The sequence below is a fragment of the Vibrio sp. RE88 genome, from assembly GCF_013113835.1.
Lineage (GTDB): Bacteria > Pseudomonadota > Gammaproteobacteria > Enterobacterales > Vibrionaceae > Vibrio.
This window is the reverse complement of the sequence record NZ_VTYQ01000003.1, coordinates 483,116-499,714: the sequence shown is the minus strand read 5'-3', so window position 1 is coordinate 499,714 and position 16,599 is coordinate 483,116. Positions and strand designations below refer to the sequence as shown.

General features: G+C 45.3%; 12 protein-coding genes and 1 other RNA gene. 11 read left to right on the top strand and 2 right to left on the bottom strand.

What is annotated here, in order from left to right; all coding sequences use genetic code 11:
* Positions 1-48: 48 nt before the first annotated feature.
* The 10 genes from ffs (at position 49) to F0265_RS08230 (ending at position 13,409) form a co-directional block, all read left to right on the top strand.
* Positions 49-145: signal recognition particle sRNA small type (gene ffs / locus F0265_RS08275), an RNA gene on the top strand.
* A gap of 342 nt (positions 146-487) precedes the next feature.
* Positions 488-946, top strand: a complete 459-nt coding sequence (locus F0265_RS08270; protein WP_171748517.1) for a hypothetical protein — start codon at positions 488-490, stop codon at positions 944-946.
* A gap of 24 nt (positions 947-970) precedes the next feature.
* On the top strand, positions 971-3,793 hold the full coding sequence (locus F0265_RS08265; RefSeq protein ID WP_171748516.1) for a PAAR-like domain-containing protein: 2,823 nt from the start codon (positions 971-973) through the stop codon (positions 3,791-3,793).
* 12 nt (positions 3,794-3,805) lie between these two features.
* A complete protein-coding gene (locus tag F0265_RS08260) occupies positions 3,806-4,549 on the top strand; it encodes an AHH domain-containing protein (RefSeq protein WP_171748766.1) in 744 nt (247 codons plus the stop codon).
* Positions 4,546-5,166 (top strand): DUF1629 domain-containing protein, encoded by a 621-nt coding sequence (locus F0265_RS08255; RefSeq protein ID WP_171748515.1) that lies wholly within the window; start codon positions 4,546-4,548, stop codon positions 5,164-5,166. The genes F0265_RS08260 and F0265_RS08255 overlap by 4 nt, the downstream gene beginning before the upstream one ends.
* 611 nt (positions 5,167-5,777) lie before the next feature.
* Complete coding sequence (locus F0265_RS08250) at positions 5,778-7,151, top strand: TolC family protein (protein WP_171748514.1); 1,374 nt, start codon at positions 5,778-5,780, stop codon at positions 7,149-7,151.
* 3 nt (positions 7,152-7,154) lie between these two features.
* The gene (locus tag F0265_RS08245; protein WP_171748513.1) at positions 7,155-8,306 is read left to right on the top strand and encodes an efflux RND transporter periplasmic adaptor subunit; all 1,152 of its coding nucleotides are present in this window, start codon (positions 7,155-7,157) and stop codon (positions 8,304-8,306) included.
* Positions 8,296-11,451, top strand: a complete 3,156-nt coding sequence (locus tag F0265_RS08240) for an efflux RND transporter permease subunit (RefSeq protein WP_171748512.1) — start codon at positions 8,296-8,298, stop codon at positions 11,449-11,451. The genes F0265_RS08245 and F0265_RS08240 overlap by 11 nt, the downstream gene beginning before the upstream one ends.
* A complete protein-coding gene (locus F0265_RS08235; RefSeq protein WP_019276720.1) occupies positions 11,444-12,139 on the top strand; it encodes a response regulator transcription factor in 696 nt (231 codons plus the stop codon). The genes F0265_RS08240 and F0265_RS08235 overlap by 8 nt, the downstream gene beginning before the upstream one ends.
* Positions 12,126-13,409: a HAMP domain-containing sensor histidine kinase gene (locus tag F0265_RS08230; RefSeq protein ID WP_171748511.1), complete on the top strand. Its 1,284-nt coding sequence runs from the start codon at positions 12,126-12,128 to the stop codon at positions 13,407-13,409. Before F0265_RS08235 ends, F0265_RS08230 begins: the two co-directional genes overlap by 14 nt.
* Positions 13,410-13,451: 42 nt before the next feature.
* Here the strand turns inward: F0265_RS08230 and F0265_RS08225 are convergent, their stop codons facing one another.
* Both F0265_RS08225 and F0265_RS08220 read right to left on the bottom strand, forming a co-directional pair.
* On the bottom strand, positions 13,452-14,429 hold the full coding sequence (locus F0265_RS08225; RefSeq protein ID WP_019276718.1) for a DUF2860 domain-containing protein: 978 nt from the start codon (positions 14,427-14,429) through the stop codon (positions 13,452-13,454).
* 175 nt (positions 14,430-14,604) lie between these two features.
* Entirely contained in the window at positions 14,605-15,390 is a 786-nt protein-coding gene (locus F0265_RS08220) for an IclR family transcriptional regulator (RefSeq protein WP_171748510.1), read from the bottom strand.
* Positions 15,391-15,546: 156 nt separating this feature from the next.
* Here F0265_RS08220 and pta point away from each other — a divergent pair, with 156 nt between their 5' ends.
* Positions 15,547-16,596: a phosphate acetyltransferase gene (gene pta / locus F0265_RS08215; RefSeq protein WP_171748509.1), complete on the top strand. Its 1,050-nt coding sequence runs from the start codon at positions 15,547-15,549 to the stop codon at positions 16,594-16,596.
* Positions 16,597-16,599: the final 3 nt, after the last annotated feature.

The window sequence follows — 16,599 nt, the reverse complement described above, 5'->3', positions numbered from 1 at the left end:
TAATCCCTTCACTCCTTAGCCATGCTAAGGAAACAGAATCTATGGAGGCCCTGGTCCTCCCGCAACAATAGCTCGTGAACTCGGTCAGGTCCGGAAGGAAGCAGCCGCAGCGAGTGACTTGTGTGCCGGGATGTGGCTGGGGCTTCCACCCATTTAAAAGCCCGCAAAGTGATTTGCGGGCTTTTTTGTACCACTGACTAAAGTAGTCCATTTACTTACCTATAAATAACACTGCCACGAATGCTTTTTTCTTACATATTATTGTTTTTTATGTAACGAAGGTCACAAAATGTCATTCTCGAACTACAACCCCAAGTTGCATAACGAATAACCTCTTTTGGGTTTTATAGAACATTTCGAAAGATTACTTTTAATTTAGCCTGTTTCTCTAGCCTAAGTGTCAGAATATGCTGTTATTTAGCCATTACTCTCTTGTCTCATCAAACTGATAGTATTTCGCCAGTATAAGCTAGGAGAAGGCAATGATATGGTTCGGTCAAAATATCCTAACGATAAGCCAAGAGAACTAAATTCTAGGTTCGGGAAGATTGTAGAAAGCCATCCTGAAGGATCTCGTATAAAAATTGACTTCCAAGGAAATCCTCATGAGCAACCTATTTGGGGGACTTTGGGGCGAGGGTTCACTCAATCTGAAATTCATGTCGCAATCGACAATGAGCTTGACTGTCGCATTGATTTTGTTGCTGGGGATATAAATCTACCAACTTTAACCAACATTTATTATTCGATGATTGATCAACAAGAAATCACTCTAAAAGCACAAAGAGTTGTCCTAGAGGCTACAGAAGAAGTCACTATTGGAGCAGGTGAGGCTAAAACTACATTCAATGGTCAGGATGGCAGAGTGGTCACTTCGGCAAAGTACATCAATAATTCCGCAGAAAAAATGCATAAGATTCAAGGCAAAAAAGTTACTTTGAATTAACCGACACAGTAGTGAGATAAAACAATGGCAGTAACTATAAATGCAAATGGACTGAGCATTGTCCATAAAGGCTCAGGAGGAGAAGCAAATGCGACTTTACCTGATGTGTGTCTCACGACAGTAGGTCCTGCAGTTGTCCCTATTCCTTACGGAAACAACGCGAAGTCAGCAGATTTAGTAGAAGGTACCACGACCGTCACCGCAGATGGTGGCAACAGTATTGCTTTAAAGGGCAGTAAGTTTGCTAAGAGCACAGGCGATGCAGGTGGGGACAAAAAAGGTGTGGCATCGGGCACGATTGAATCCGAGGCTGAATTCATATCCGCGTCACCGAATGTCATTATCGAAGGGAAGGGCGTGGCAAGACTGTCTGACCAAATGACGATGAATAAGGCCAACACCATGTGCCTCGGCGGGGTTCAAAACCCAGCCGTAACGGTCAACGAAGATGAAGAAGGGACTTACACCGTCTACGTTAAGGCCAGATACCCGGATGGCGTGCTTCTCATGAACGCCGACTTTGATATTACCGATGTCTCTGGTGGTGCTCTGTCTCCCGGTCATTTTGATGATTCTGGTAAAAGCAAAGTATCAGGCTTAAAGCCCGGTCAAATCAAAATTCTAGCTAAAGAAAGTACGGATGAGTTTGTCACGACTGCTGTTCGTATCACCAACCCGCACTATTTGCCGGATTACAATGACTATGACTTTTTTGATAGGTCTGCTCAGGGGCAGCAAACCTTCTGGCACCCGAATCGTATTGCCCCGCCAGTAGAAGGCTGGGGAACCATGGGGCCTAGCCTCACCGCTGACCGGTATTTTGCCGATATTGTGAAAGCAGAAACGAAAGCCCACTTTGAATTTAGACACCCTGATTTTCAGTTCAGCGTATTGGCAGAATCGCTAATTGCGGGAATTGATAGTCTCTCTGATACCAGTTTTGACAGTGTACTGGCGAACGGCTTACCTATGGTGATGGAAGAAGGGGAAATACTCTCTGTCTTATTTCGTTTACCCAAGCATGAAACGGCTGACCGTATGCTGGCTTACATGCGTGCTCGTGGCAAAGGTAACCCGCAGGTTTTTATCAACAGCTACCCTTGGGATAAGGCGAAGAAGGCACTCAACTCTGAGCTTGAAGGTCTGCTTAGTAAGATAAAGGGGCGTGTTGAATCCCTGAAGTCCGAAGCCAGTCGTTTGAATTACGTTTACTTGTCATCTGATATCTATGAGAAGCATGTTAGTACCATTGATACCTATGCTAAAAAGCTGTCCGATAACCTCAGCCAAGCTTTCAAGCGTATGGAGAAGAAAGCTAACCAACTTATGAGTGATGTGTCAGGTGTTTCGGTCATTCAAGCGCCCGATCATGTTTATTCTGCCGAAGCAGGAACGATTGAAGTGGTGGTGAATGCAATACCGAAGATAGATTTAGAGGAGCAGAAATGGATTAAGATTCGTGCCGTCCACGATGACCTGTGGGGAACACCTGTTTACGCTCAAAACCTTAAAGTGATAGCCAATGGCTCCGTTCCTCATAAAGACAAGTTAGAGCTCAACCCATTACCGCAAAGAAGTACGGTCTCAGAAACGATGGATTTGGCGTTGGAGACTCAAAAGACAGAAGGAGGTGTGGTGGTGGTCGACGACTTCAAGCCGAACACTGACTCTGTCACTATCGAGTATGAAGGTGAACCGGGCATTGAAGATAAGATTGCAAAGCAACAAGAAGCGATAGAGACCTATTTGGATGGCCTTTTAAACACTGTTGCTCAAGATATGTCAGGTTTCCAGAAACAATGGGACGAAGAAGGCGTACTCTGTTTGGGTGATGGTGTGCTTGAAGGGGCTAAAGCTTGGGGAGCTGATGTGGTGGAACTTTTCTCTCCCGAAGTCTGGGGCGAGATGGGCCATACCCTAGCCGATGCTACCACCGATGGTTTTGATAAGCTCTATATTTACGCCAATCAAAAATACAATGCATTGGAAAAGTACACCGCTGATGCGATGAAAGGAACGGAAGCTCAGTTAGCTCAAAGCGATTTACCAAGCTGGGTAAAACAGGCGGCCTATATTTCCAGTATTGCTCCTAACTTACTCTTTGCAGCCAGTGTGGATGCGTACGAGAGCATTGATGAGGCCATCGATGATGTGCAGCTTTGGTGGAATGAAGGTTCCGACGATATAGCACGAAAAATCAAATGTATCGCAAAGCACAGAGAAGCGATTTGGAACTTACCAACACTATTCACGAGTAACAATGTAAAAGGCTTGGAAACGTTTGTCGATACTGTGTTGATGGAGTTTGACCCTGAATGGGCTATGGAGATAAAGGAAAGTGAGTTTTTCCCTAAGGCCTTGGCGTTGATTAACGATAACAACAGTATTCTACCTTTCTTTACATACTTGAGTCTGATTATTGAAGCTATCCCGCCTAACTTCTATTTCTACTACGTAGGTAAAGCAGCAGCGTACATCGCCATTGAAGTGGTGTTAACCATAGTGATTGGCTTACTCACGGGGCCAGCAGGGGCGGCCGCCAGAATTGCGACGGTTACAGCTAAATTTACCATGGGCGTTAAAAAGGTTGGGGCCGTCTCTCATGCCGCACAAGCACTAAAAACCTTTAGCAGCACCGTCGATGGTTTAGTCGATATTTTGCCAGATTACGATAAGTTAGCGGGCCATTTGGCATTGCGTCGTAAGTCAGCTGTTCCAAATAAACGGGTGAACGACACTGCTCTATTAGAAGAGAAACATAATCCTAGAAATGGTCAGTGTCGGTTATGTAAGAGTGAAAAGCATAAAACACCTCGGGTATACCGTGGTGAAATCAATTATGTGTAGGATGGGATATTGATGGCCAAACTTATAAACCAAGAAGCATCCGAGTCAGATTTTCTCGTTGGGATGATAAAGAAAAAAAAGTATCGTAAGCGTTGGGTGAAAAACGTAAAGAAATTGCCTGATCACCCTTTTAACAACGGTATCCATATGGATACCCATCACTTGATTTCGGCTGAAGCCGTGAAGTTAAGCAAACTGGGACAAGATTTAGTCAGTAAAGGTTACGATATCAACCAGTTATCGAACTTGGTCGGCTTTCCAGCTACCCTGCCAGGGGCGTGTCAGCTTCATTGTCAATTACACCGTGGCGATCATACGTATATGAGAGCCGAAGAAGAGCCATATCACGATTATGTTTCCGGGGAGTTAAAAGATCCTGAAATAAGAAGCAAAATAAAAAGCTGTTATGGCAAGACTAAAAAAACAGAAGATGAGTCAGATATACACAAGATACTCGACCCAATTAGTGAAGATATCCTTGAAGAAATAAATCTTGTGGTTGATGGTGAGTTCTATTCATTACCATTAACCAAAATTTCCCACTACTTTATTCCCGGTGGACCTGGATGTGCTTGCCAATTCGAGGTTAATGATGCGGAAAAGCATCATGGAACCTATTGTAACAATGCTAGGCTCCACTACAAAGACAATGATCGCGATGGCAAAGACAAGCGATATCAATCTAGTCGCGTGCCATGGAATACTAAAACGATAACTTTTAGAAGCACAAGATGGACACCAGAGGTAGGAAAATGAGTCAATACAACGATCAATACTATATTGTTTTTAAAAGCTATGACGAAAACACTTTATACCTAACAACACACGATCGATCAGACTACCGCGATTATGAGTTTACAAAACTAAGTGGAAGTGAGCCTATGTTTTTTGAAAATGGTTATCGTGAAAAGGACATAGCAGGAGGGATATCAAGGCCGATTAAACAAGCACATTTAGATTCAACTTACCCTGTGTTCACTGCCGCTATCAAGCAGTCACTTGGCAACGTTGACAATAAGTTTTGTCAATGCTACCCAGCGGTAATAGTGGATGACAACGGTAATTTCCATGAAGACTATTGGGTGTTTAACGTCTTTGAAAAAATGGATGTGCTGGACCTGGATAGATGTGCCATAAGAAAAAGAAATCCCAATAGAGAGGGACAAAAAATTCAACAATACTGCATGAGTGATGAAAAGTTAGAAGCGATACCAGAAGAAGAGCGCTTGGTTTTTATGCCTAAATTCAGCAGTACCCCTCATATTATGATGCATGAGAAAGTAGTGAAAGTGTTTAAGAAACACAACGTGGATACGCTTAACTTTATAAAGGTATCGGATTGGATCATGGGGAAGCAGTTTGTAGAGTCTTGATTTGTATTCCGGTCATAGAGGAAGAGGTTTTATCATCTTCCTCTAGTATTTTTTGAACCAGTTTTTTGTCTCGACAGCGAGTGAGGTCTAAGTAAATTATAATTGCTGATTTTTATAATCTAACGAAAATTCAGTTCTGGCAATTAAAATAGGTAGGTAATGAAAAATAATAATGAAGAATACTATATTATTGAACAGGATTACTCTTTAGTGTTGATTCTTTAGATAATATCGAATCATGATGAGAATATTATCCATCCGGGCATAAACGGCTTCTGTCTGTTTATGCCTTTTTGAAAGGTGCCCCCAATCTTGTCAGAGCTTCGATAGACTTTTTCAGAGTAGAGAAACTTGATGGTTTCTCTCAGCATGGCACAGCTGACATATCCAAAACGCAAATCTTACTTAAGGTTCCAGCCCAATAATTATTATGTAGATAATCGCTCCTAGCCTTTATATCTATTGCTACTGTCTTGTCTTAAATATGGTTATCTAGAAAGGGGATACTGCAACAGCGCTAGAAACCACCCTTTCTCATTCGTCGCTCATATCTTTCACCCCTAATTCACCATGTTGAGATTAAAAATGTCAGCAATTGATTGGGGTGAGATATGTTAAGTAACAAACAAAAGACAAAATGGTTAGCTTGTTCAGTGTTGCTTGCGCTGCTTGTAGGGTGCAGCGCGTTTCCGGATGAACAGGCATTCTCGGAGCGAGGGAATGACGTACGAATACCAGAAAAATGGCAAGCAACGAGTGAATTCGTCAATGACCAATTTTCGAAACAGTTATTGGATTTGGTTAATCAGCCGCAAGTTGCACAGCTAGTAGAAGAAGTGTTGATTGCCAACTACGACTTGAAGGTGACAGCGGCGCGATTGCGTCAGGCTCAACTGTTGTCAAAGCAGGCTGAGATGCAGGAGGAACCTTCACTTAACTTTAATTATCAGGCCTCTCGAAAAAAGCAGGGCTCGATCCAGAACTCACAATCCTTGTCGTTAGACTTAAGCTGGGAAATCGACATTTGGGGACGGTTAGCGGACGCCTCAGATGCTGCCTTAGCATCGTCGAAAGCCAGCGAGCTGGACTACGTTTATGCCCGAAACTCCCTTACTGCTCGTGTCATTCAGGCTTGGCTCGACATCCATTACCGTGCACAAATCATTGCGGTAGAGGAGCATTGGATTACCAGCTTGAACCACACGGAAGCCATTATTCGTGAGCAAGTTCTTGATGGTGAAAAAGAGAGGGCGGATCTTGATGCTGCTAAAGCGACCACAGAACGCACTCGATCAACGCTCGCTGCTAGAAAACAGAGCCAAATTGTCGCAATCCGCAGTTTCAATATATTAAGAGGCGTGTCGACACGAGAGACGCCAATTTCCCCCACCGAAATAGCACAGATTGCAGCGCCACCAATAAAGCTTCCGGGAGAAGTGATTGGCTCGCGCCCAGATTTACTCGCCGCGTATCAGCGGATTATCTCTGCTGACAAAGACACATCTGTCGCCTACAAACAGCTGTTGCCGAAATTTAACCTTACTGGTTCCGTCAGTCGAACGGGTGAATCTATGCATCAATTGCTCGATAGTTCCTCTGCATGGAGTCTACTTGGTGGGATCACCGCGCCGCTATTTAATCGCGAGTCTTTAAAGGCTAACGCGGAGGTAAAAGCTTTGGATGCCGAAATTGCTTACCTCAACTATCAAAAACTGCTGCTGAATGCGGTGAACGAAGTTGAAAATGCATTTGATCAAGAAGCCTCGCTCAAGATGCAGGAGCAACACTTGAGTAAAGCTTACGAGTATTCATTCGCAAGTATGCAGGATTATCAAAATCTGTATCAGGATGGTGCTAGTGGCGTACTGGAATTATTGACGGCAAAGCAAGCGGCATTTCAGGCAAAAATTCAATTGTTAGAGACAGAGCAAGCCCGCTTTTCAAATCGAATTACCTTGGGGCTGGCATTAGGAATGGGAGTGTAGTCAGTGAGACAAATCAATATTAAGAAAATCGTCGTCAGTTTACTGGCTTTATTGACCATTCCTGCGGCGGTAATGTACACCAGTTATGCGATTAGCAATCAGCCCCAAACTGTCATTGTTAAAGATGAGGTTCTGTTACCCAAGGTAACGATTAAACGCTTAGCTGCGGGTAAACACCACAGCGTGATTGAAGGCTATGGGGAAGCTCAATCTGCGGATACTTTGACAGTTCTGACTCAGGTATCAGGTCGCGTTGTCTGGAAAGCAGAAAACTTTAAAGTCGGGCAGAAAGTGGAAAAAGGAACATTGCTGGTGCGCATTGAGGACTCAGACTACCAGTCTGCACTCGCTAATGCTGAGAAAACGCTGGCTGACGCGCATCTGGCACTATTGCAAGAGCAGCGGAAGCACCAAAGAGCACAGGATAACTGGACCCGTTCTGAAATCTCAGATAAACCGAGTTTGTTAGCACTGCGTGAGCCGCAACTAGAAATCGCCAAAACTCAGTTTAATGCGGCGAAAAAGGCAGTGGAGAATGCCGAGAAAAACTTATCTCACACTAAGATCTATGCGCCTTTTGATGCGGTTGTATCTGGCCGGAGTGTGACCTCTGGCAGCTATCTTTCACCGGGTAGTACGATTGGTGAACTGAAATCCTCTGAAGTTGCTGAAATTAAGCTCGCTCTGTCTGAGTCTGAATGGCAGCAGTTACCCGCCGATCTAACCGATCTTCAGGTTGATGTTTTTTCGCCGGGTAGCCCGGATAGTCAATGGCTTGGTCGAGCAACAGAATTATCGCTAGTCATTGACCAAGCAACACGCACTAGAACGTTAACGGTGGCGGTTGATACCCCTCTCGCTCAGTCACAACCTTTGTTGTTTGGTAGCTTCGTTCAAGTTCGAATCAAAGGAAAAGCACTACCTGATAGTTACGTGATCGCTTCAGCATCGCTGACCGCAGATGGTTATATCTGGTATGAGGTGGATGCGACGTTATTTCGTCATAAAGCGAAGACTCTCTATGCCAATACCAAGGAGATTGGTATTGCAAGGGGAGAGCTGGCTGAGCACATCAATTTGGTCAGAAAGCCGATGTCTCACTATATCGAAGGCATGAAAGTGGTGACGGAAGAGGTACCTTCCTATGCAAACTAATCAGACAAATAGTGGAATCATTGCTTGGTTCGCTCGTAACTCTGTCGCGGCGAACTTGCTGATGGCGCTGATTGTGGTTGCGGGCTTGAGCGCCATGTTGAAACTTCGTACTGAGAGTTTCCCTAGTATTCCGCCCAATAGTGTCACAGTTAGCGTTGTGTTTGACAGCGGTTCGGCTGAGTCTTCAGAGGAAGGCGTTGCATTGAAGATCGAAGAGGCTTTGCAAGGCGTTGACGGTATTAAAACGCTGAGCAGTAGTTCGTCGGGAGACAGTGTTTCTGTGACGATAACTAAAACCAGTGGTTACGAGCTGGATACGCTTTATCAAGATATCAAAAACAAAGTCGATGCGATTGATACATTGCCGCAACGTGCAGAGAAACCCGTCATCGAACGCGCCGTATTTCTGGAAGATGTCATCTCGGTCAATCTGTACGGTGATGTGAAAAAACAGGTATTGCAGCAATACGCGGAAGACTTACGTGCCAAGCTCTTGGCAAATAGCCAGATTCAGAAAGTTGACTACGTCGGACGCAGCGCAGAAGAAATTACGATTCAAGTTGATGAGAGTAAGCTGCAAGCGTTGGGACTGTCCTTGGCTGATGTCGCTTCGAAAGTGAGCGCCGCGTCAGTCACGGACACGGGAGGAGAACTTGAGGGAGAGCGAGGAACACTCATCTTAAAAACCGATCAGCAACGAGAAGATGCCAAAGGATTTTCGTCGATTCCTGTCATGCAATTGGCCGACGGGCGAATTATCCGCTTGTCTGATATTGCGGTCGTTAAAGATGACTTCGCGGATAAGAACTTTCTCACGCGCTACAACGGCAGTACCTCCGTTGGTTTGAAAGTAAAAATGTACGGAAAATCGAACATTACCGTCGTTGCAGATGAGGTAACTGCGATTGTTCGCCAGTTTGAACAGACACTGCCAACGGAAATCCATGCCGAACTGTGGAACAACCAGAGTGAGCCAATCAAAAACCGCTTATCTCTCTTGATGAACAACAGTTTTCAGGGGGTATTGTTGGTGATCGCGTTACTGGCGCTGTTCCTCAATATTCGTGTGGCGTTGTGGGTTGGGGTTGGCCTACCTGTCATTTTTTCAGGGGCCATGATTTTGATGGGAGATTCCTTTTTTGGAATGACTCTCAATGAGATGACGACCTTTGGTTTCATTATGGCGCTGGGCATTGTCGTCGATGACGCGGTAGTGATTGGTGAAAGCATATATGAAGAGCGTGAAAAACGCGGTGCCAGCATAGAATCCACCATTATTGGAGCGCAGAAAGTCGCCACGCCCACGACATTTGGTGTGCTGACAACTATGGTGGCGTTTATGTCGATCAGTCTGGTTGAGGGAGACTTAGGCAAAATCTTCGCTCAATTTGCCTATGCTGCTGCATTTTGTTTGCTGTTTTCATTGATAGAGTCAAAGTTGATTCTGCCATCACACTTGGCGCATGTGCGCATGCATTCGAATTCTAAAGGAAAGAGCCTTGGTGCTTACTGGAATAAACTACAAAACCAAGTCTTGGTAGGGTTAGGGTATTTTACTTTCCATTACTATAAGCCTTTTCTTGCTCTGGTTTTGACTTACCGATATGCCGCTCTGGCAATGTTTATCTCATTTTTTGTGTTGGTCGCTGGGGCGGTTCCATCCGGGAAAATTAAAGCAATTTTCTTCCCCGAGATATCCATGGATTTCATTCAGGTTGATGTGGTGTTTAAAGACGATGCCGGATTTGGATTGGTTCAGCGCGAAGCGCTAGAGTTAGAGAAGCTGGCGGATGTATTAAACGATCAGTTGTTTATCGACTACCAACTCGATGTTGACCCTATACAGGATGTGTTGACAGAGACGACGGACAACACCGCCACTTTAACCGTAGGCCTATCTGCCAATGATGAGAGGCCGGTGACAGCCAGTGATATTGCTAAAAGATGGCAGAGTATGCTTTCACCGATGGAGGGCATTGAAAGCATCAACTTTGGTGCTGACATGATAAGTGAAAAGGACATCAGTATTGAGTTGCGGAGCAAAAACAATCAGACCATCGAAGCAGCTGGCCGCTCTCTGGTTAGGGCGCTGGGGCAGGTCAATGGTGTGTCCGGCGTTAAAAATGGTGTAGCAGCCGCACAAGTTCAAGCCGATATTCAAGTGACGCCAAACGGTCTGGCTCTTGGGCTAACGGATGCAGAATTGTTGAACCAATTGAAATACGCGTATCAAGGCTACGAAATTCAACGTCTGCAAAAAGAGCAGAACGAAGTCAAAGTGAAAATCCAGTACCCCGACACGCGTCGGCAAAGTCTCAATGATCTGCACTACACAGACATACGTTTACCAAATGGCAAAATTGTACCTCTGACCTCGGTTGCCACGATTTCGACGCGGTATGCATCGAAAACCATTGAACGAATTGACTATAGCCGAGTGAATCAGGTGACTGCAGATGTAGATAAAGCGGTGATCTCACCTCAAGAGGTGGTGGCTCAATTGCAGGAAGGAATTCTGAAGCAGCTTCAGACTGAATTCAGGGATTTGGAGATTGTTATCTCTGGTCAACAGAAAGAGCAGGACGAGATCACTCAATCATTGATGAGCGTGTTTGTGATTGCCTTGGTGGCGATTTATGCGCTGCTGGCGGTACCACTTAAATCGTATTTTCAGCCCGTGATCATTATGTTTGCGATACCGTTTGGCATTATCGGTGCGCTTCTGGGCCATATGCTGCATGGCATCCCTATCAGTCTACTGTCCTTGTTTGGCATTTTGGCTCTGGCAGGGGTTGTGGTGAATGACAGTCTGCTCTTAATTTCACGCTACAACACAGGGCGAGAAGCGGGTCTTGCCGTGACAGAAGCTTTACTTGAATCGGGAACTGGGCGATTGAGAGCCATTTTGCTGACTTCAACCACGACGTATTTTGGTTTGGTGCCTTTATTGGCTGAAACCTCTCCTCAAGCACAGTTTTTAATTCCAGCTGCTACATCAATGGGATACGGAATATTATTTGCCACTATAATAACTCTGGTGTTAATCCCAGCGCTTGTGATGATCAATGAAGACCTCAATGGTCTGTTCAGTGGTAAAAAAGATCAGCATGAGCAAGGTAGTGAAAAGGAAGTCGCTTATGAGTAATGAGTTGATCGTTGATGTGCTCTTAGTTGAGGATGACAAAGAGCTTGCGATGTCGGTGGCGGATTACCTCAAGTATGAAAATATCCGCTGTGACCATGCCTACAATGGTCATAGCGGTTTCAATCTCGCGGCGGAAAACAACTACGACGTTATTCTACTGGACTTAATGTTGCCAAAAATAGATGGTCTCACGGTATGTCAGAAGCTTCGCCAGAGCAGCGTTGATGTGCCAATTTTAATGCTGACGGCTAAAGATACCCTGGAAGACATGGAAGCTGGATTCAATGCGGGGACCGATGATTATCTGGTTAAGCCCTTTGCGATGAAAGAGCTGGCGTTGAGAGTTAAAGCCTTAGCCAAGCGCAAAAGTAGCCAATCGAAGAAGCTGGTGGTCGCAGACTTAGTGTTTGATCTTGAAGAAAGAAAAGTCACCCGTAGCGGAAAAACCATCCCCCTGACTCGCATCAATTTACAGCTATTGGAGCTTCTGATGCGCAGCAGTCCAGCGATAGTTGGCCGCAACGAAATAGAAGAAAAGTTGTGGCCAGATGACACGCCTGAAAGCAATAACCTTAAGGTTCAGTTGTATCAGTTGAGACAGAAAATTGATAAGCCTTTTACAGATAAGCTGATCGAAACAGTAGTCGGACAAGGCTTTAGGATAAAAGGTTGCGATGAAAATCTTTAACAATCTGTCATTAAGAAATCGTCTAACGTCATTTTTCTTTGGCATTGCCGTTATCACCATCATAGTGTTTGCTGAGCTGCTGATGTCTTACTTTCAATCAGGCTTAGAAGATTCTGCCCGCTTGCGAGTGATGACAGAAAGTGAAGCCTTTGCTATTGCCTACAAGAAAGATCAAACCATTGACCTTCCATCAACCTACGTGACGAGTTTTTCGCTTGATACGTTACCTGTTGTCGATATCCGTGGGACCAACATATTAGATAACGTCGAGATGTCAGATGGTGAGTTCCTTATTATTGAAGCAAGCGAGTTCCTTACCGATGGTCAGGAATATGACCCTATATTAGTCATATACCGCTTGAGGCTGTTTGATGGAAGGCCCTTGTATACCATTGCCCGCTACGATTACGAGCTGGTTGAAGAGAATGCAAACCAGTTATTTGATGGTCGCCTGTACGTAATATTGATTATTGTCGCTAGTTATCTGCTGCTGACGATTCTAGTGCTCTGGTATTACAACTACAAAGTGGGAAAGAGAACCGGGCAATTGGTAAATTGGGCTGAAGCTATTTCAAGCGAATTTTCTGAAACCAAACCAGATTTTAAGTTTGATGAATACAATCGTTTGGCAGCTTGTCTTCAGGATGCTTTGCGCCGCAACGCCCATTTGGTTGAGCGCGAGAAGAAGTTTTTGTCTCATGCCAGCCATGAACTCAGGACTCCGATTGCGATTGTCCGCGCCAATTTAGACATCTTGGATAAGATTGCTTTACCCGAAGAAGCCGAGGTGCCAGTGAGTCGAATTCAGCGTGCTAATCGGAACATGCAGCAGATTACTGAAACCCTACTGTGGCTCGCGAGAAAAAGTGAGAGTCAGCCGAAAACACATCGTATTTCTTTACCCGATCTTCTGACGCAAGTGATCGATGAACAGGAGTATTTGCTCCAAGGTGAGTCAGTGGAGGTGCGGACGCATTTTTCCGATCGAGCCGAAAGATCTCTGCCTGTGATTCCATTGATGATCGTGTTGGGTAATCTGGTCCGAAATGCATTTCAGTATACCCACAATGGTTGGGTGAACATTGAGTTTGATGGCGACTCTGTCACCATCGAAAACTCAGAATTGGAATCTCTGGGTGAAGAATACGATGTGAGTTTTGGGTTCGGTTTAGAGTTGACAGAGAAAGTCTGCGACAAGCTTGGCTGGCAGTTCGATATTCAACCGAGGGAAGGGGGCGTGATTGCCCGTTTACAATTACCTAATACATGATGAAAGCATTCCCGTGAAGCCGGAGTTTCACGGGAATATGGATTAAAACAGGTAACTGATACCGACACCCATCATGTAGTTGTTCTGATCATAGAATGTGATGTTTGAATCAGTATTGCTGTATCCGGCTAAGATGTTAAAACCGAAATTTTGCCAGCCCAAAAAATCTCGATATTCGTAAGCAAGGTTGATCTCATACCCCGTATCCTCTCGCGTAGTATTAAACAGCGGATTTTCGGCGTCGTAATCTGCCTTGGAGTAACCGCCATTTAACGATATTGCGCTGTTACCGAACATGTACATAGCGGTCAGGTCGAGGCTGTATTTATCATATGCCATGGCTTTGCCATCCGCATCGAAGTGATGATAGCGTAAAGTGGGCATTAAAAAGATAGAACGAGTGAGGGGGACACCCGAAGATATTCCTACCAGGTAACCGCTACCATCTCGATTGAGTAACGCTGTGTTGACGGAAGACTGACTGCCTGAACGCTCGTTGTCGACATCCCTATCGTAGAACGCGAAGTCCGCATCAATACCCAAATTGGCAATATTCTCATACTGAATTCTGTAGGCATTGCCTGAGACGTCCGTCTCCTTTCTTGCCGTGTTGACTAAATAAGGATCTTCCCAAACTTCTCCTGCAGCAATTGTGGGTAAGTAAGACAGAGAAAGTGCAGAGTGATCTTGCAGTTCGAATGCGTAACCTAACTCCATGGCAAAAACCCCTTCGACGATGTCGTCTCTGGACATACCGAAGAACACCTGCTGATCGCCAAAGGTATAGCGAAGCTGACCAAAAGGAGCCGCAATAAATTGTGAGTCAGACTGGCCTGAGGTATTGAGATCACCTGTCTTGGTGCTGTTTTCTGTACTCAGATTACTCTCAGATTTACCGTAACCGGTCAAAAATGTCAGTTCACCACCGAAACCTTGTTGATCAAAGCGCCCTTGTTCCATGTTGGCAAAAGCTGAGCTGCTGAGTGCAGTAAGCGTCAGCAGTGCATAACTTGTTTTCATTATTTATTCCCGCAAATAGTGTTCGAATTCCAAGGGTGCGGGGAGAGAAGTGAAATAGGGGTGAATTATATAAATTATTTATTTAATTGGGTTGGAATTATTGGGTTTGTGATTTTAAACGCTAAGGCAGAAGGGTTTACTGCCTTAGCGTAACAGGGAGTCAAGGAGGCCAGTGTTAGCTGTTCCAATTCTCGGCTTCAATTTTTGCCAGCGCTTTGGCGGCTTTTTGCAGGGCAGGGAGAAACTTGATGGCTTCATCCGGTTTGACTCGAATCACGGGGGCTTGAATAGCTAAACCGAGATTAGATTGTCCATTGGGTGACGGAACCAATACCGCGATACAGACTAAACCGGGTAAAAACTCTTCGTCATCGATGGCAAACCCGTGGATTTTTGCATCGCCGATATTTCTCTCCAGCTCATCAAAATTGGTGATGGTGTTGACCGTATATTGGGTTAGCGGGACGCTTTCTATCAAGCGGCGGCGCTGAGACTTGGACATGTGAGCAAGGAACAGTTTTCCTGTTGCTGAGCAATGCACAGGGACTCGTGAGCCGGGGTGGAGATGGAAACGCAATGGCGCTTCGGTTTCAGCACGGTCGAGATAGATGATCTCGCCACTGGACAGAGCGGTCAGGTTACAACTTTCACCGACTTCCGCTCTAAGGTTTTCGAGAATGGTGCGGCGTGCACTGTGCATGGTGCTATTGAGCAACAAATTCTCGGCCAACTTTCTTAGGCGAATGCCTGAGCTGTAGTGCTTTTCATCACCATCTTTCTGAATGATACCTGCTGATTCGAGCTGCTGAAGCATACGGTGTAGCGTCGGTTTTGGCAGTCCGGTTTCTTCCACTAAGCCTTGCAGTGAAATGAACTCGTCTTTCTGAGCGATCACCTCCAACAATGCAAAAAGTCGGAGTGTTGGCGTATCCCCCTGAATTTGAGGTGCTTCTTTTGTCATACTTTTATTCATCCTTGCGATACATCCAAGTCTAAGATTGTACAGTCCTAATAATAATATATCCATTTTCTGAATAAAAATTGATCTTTTGTTGTCTCGTCATTAACATTAAATAAATATATGGAACAATTTGTCTCACTAAATGGAGTTTGTTAAATGAAAGCGATAAAAAGGATCATCAACAAAGCTCAACAGAATCGTAAGCGGATCATACTGAGTGAGGCGCAAGACCCGCGTGTGCTCGCTGCGGCTCGAATGGCAGTGGACAGGAAGATTGCCCACATCACTTTAGTTGGTGACAAACAAGCGATTCGTGATGCCGCAAAGTTGCATCAGGTCAGTCTTGCTGGAGTGCATATTGTCTCTCCTGACAGTTCACCACTTAAAGAAGTGCTGGCTGAGCGATACTACCTATTGAGAAAGGACAAAGGGTTGTCTTACGACCAAGCTCTGCAACAAGTACAAGACCCGCTGATCTTCGCCAACCTGATGGTTCGTGAAGGCTTAAGTGATGGCACGGTTAACGGAGCGCAGTACACAACTTCAGATGTGGTGAGAGCAGCGTTACAGATCATTGGCCCAGCGCCAGACAGTGAATTGGTGTCGAGTTTTTTCTTGATGATGCTGTGTGAGCCGTTCCATAACCTTAAAGGGGGATTGATCTTCAGTGACTGTGGTTTAGTGATCGATCCTAATGAAAGCGAGTTGGCCTCTATCGCTGTGGCCGCGTCTCAAAGTGCGCGCAACCTTTTGATGGAAGAGCCTAAAGTCGCAATGTTGTCCTTTTCAACCAACGGCAGTGCCAAGCACGAATCCGTCGACAAAGTTCGCCATGCCGCGCAATTGGTGAAACAGCGATGCCCAGATATTGCAGTCGATCAGGACGTTCAGCTTGATGCGGCTATAGTGACGGAAATTGCCGCTAAGAAGCTGCCAGACTCTCAAGTCAAAGGGCAATCAAATGTGCTGATTTTCCCTAATCTGGAAGCTGGCAATATTGGGTATAAGTTGGCCGAAAGGCTCGGTGGGGCAGTTGCGATTGGCCCGCTTTTGCAAGGTTTGAATCAACCAGCGAACGATCTGTCTCGCGGCTGTACCGCTGACGACATCGTGAATGTCATTGCTGTGACAGTAGTGCAGGCACAAGAAGAGAATAACACGCAACCGGACCCGGTTGACCCCGCGCTCACCAGCAGCGTGAATTAGGAG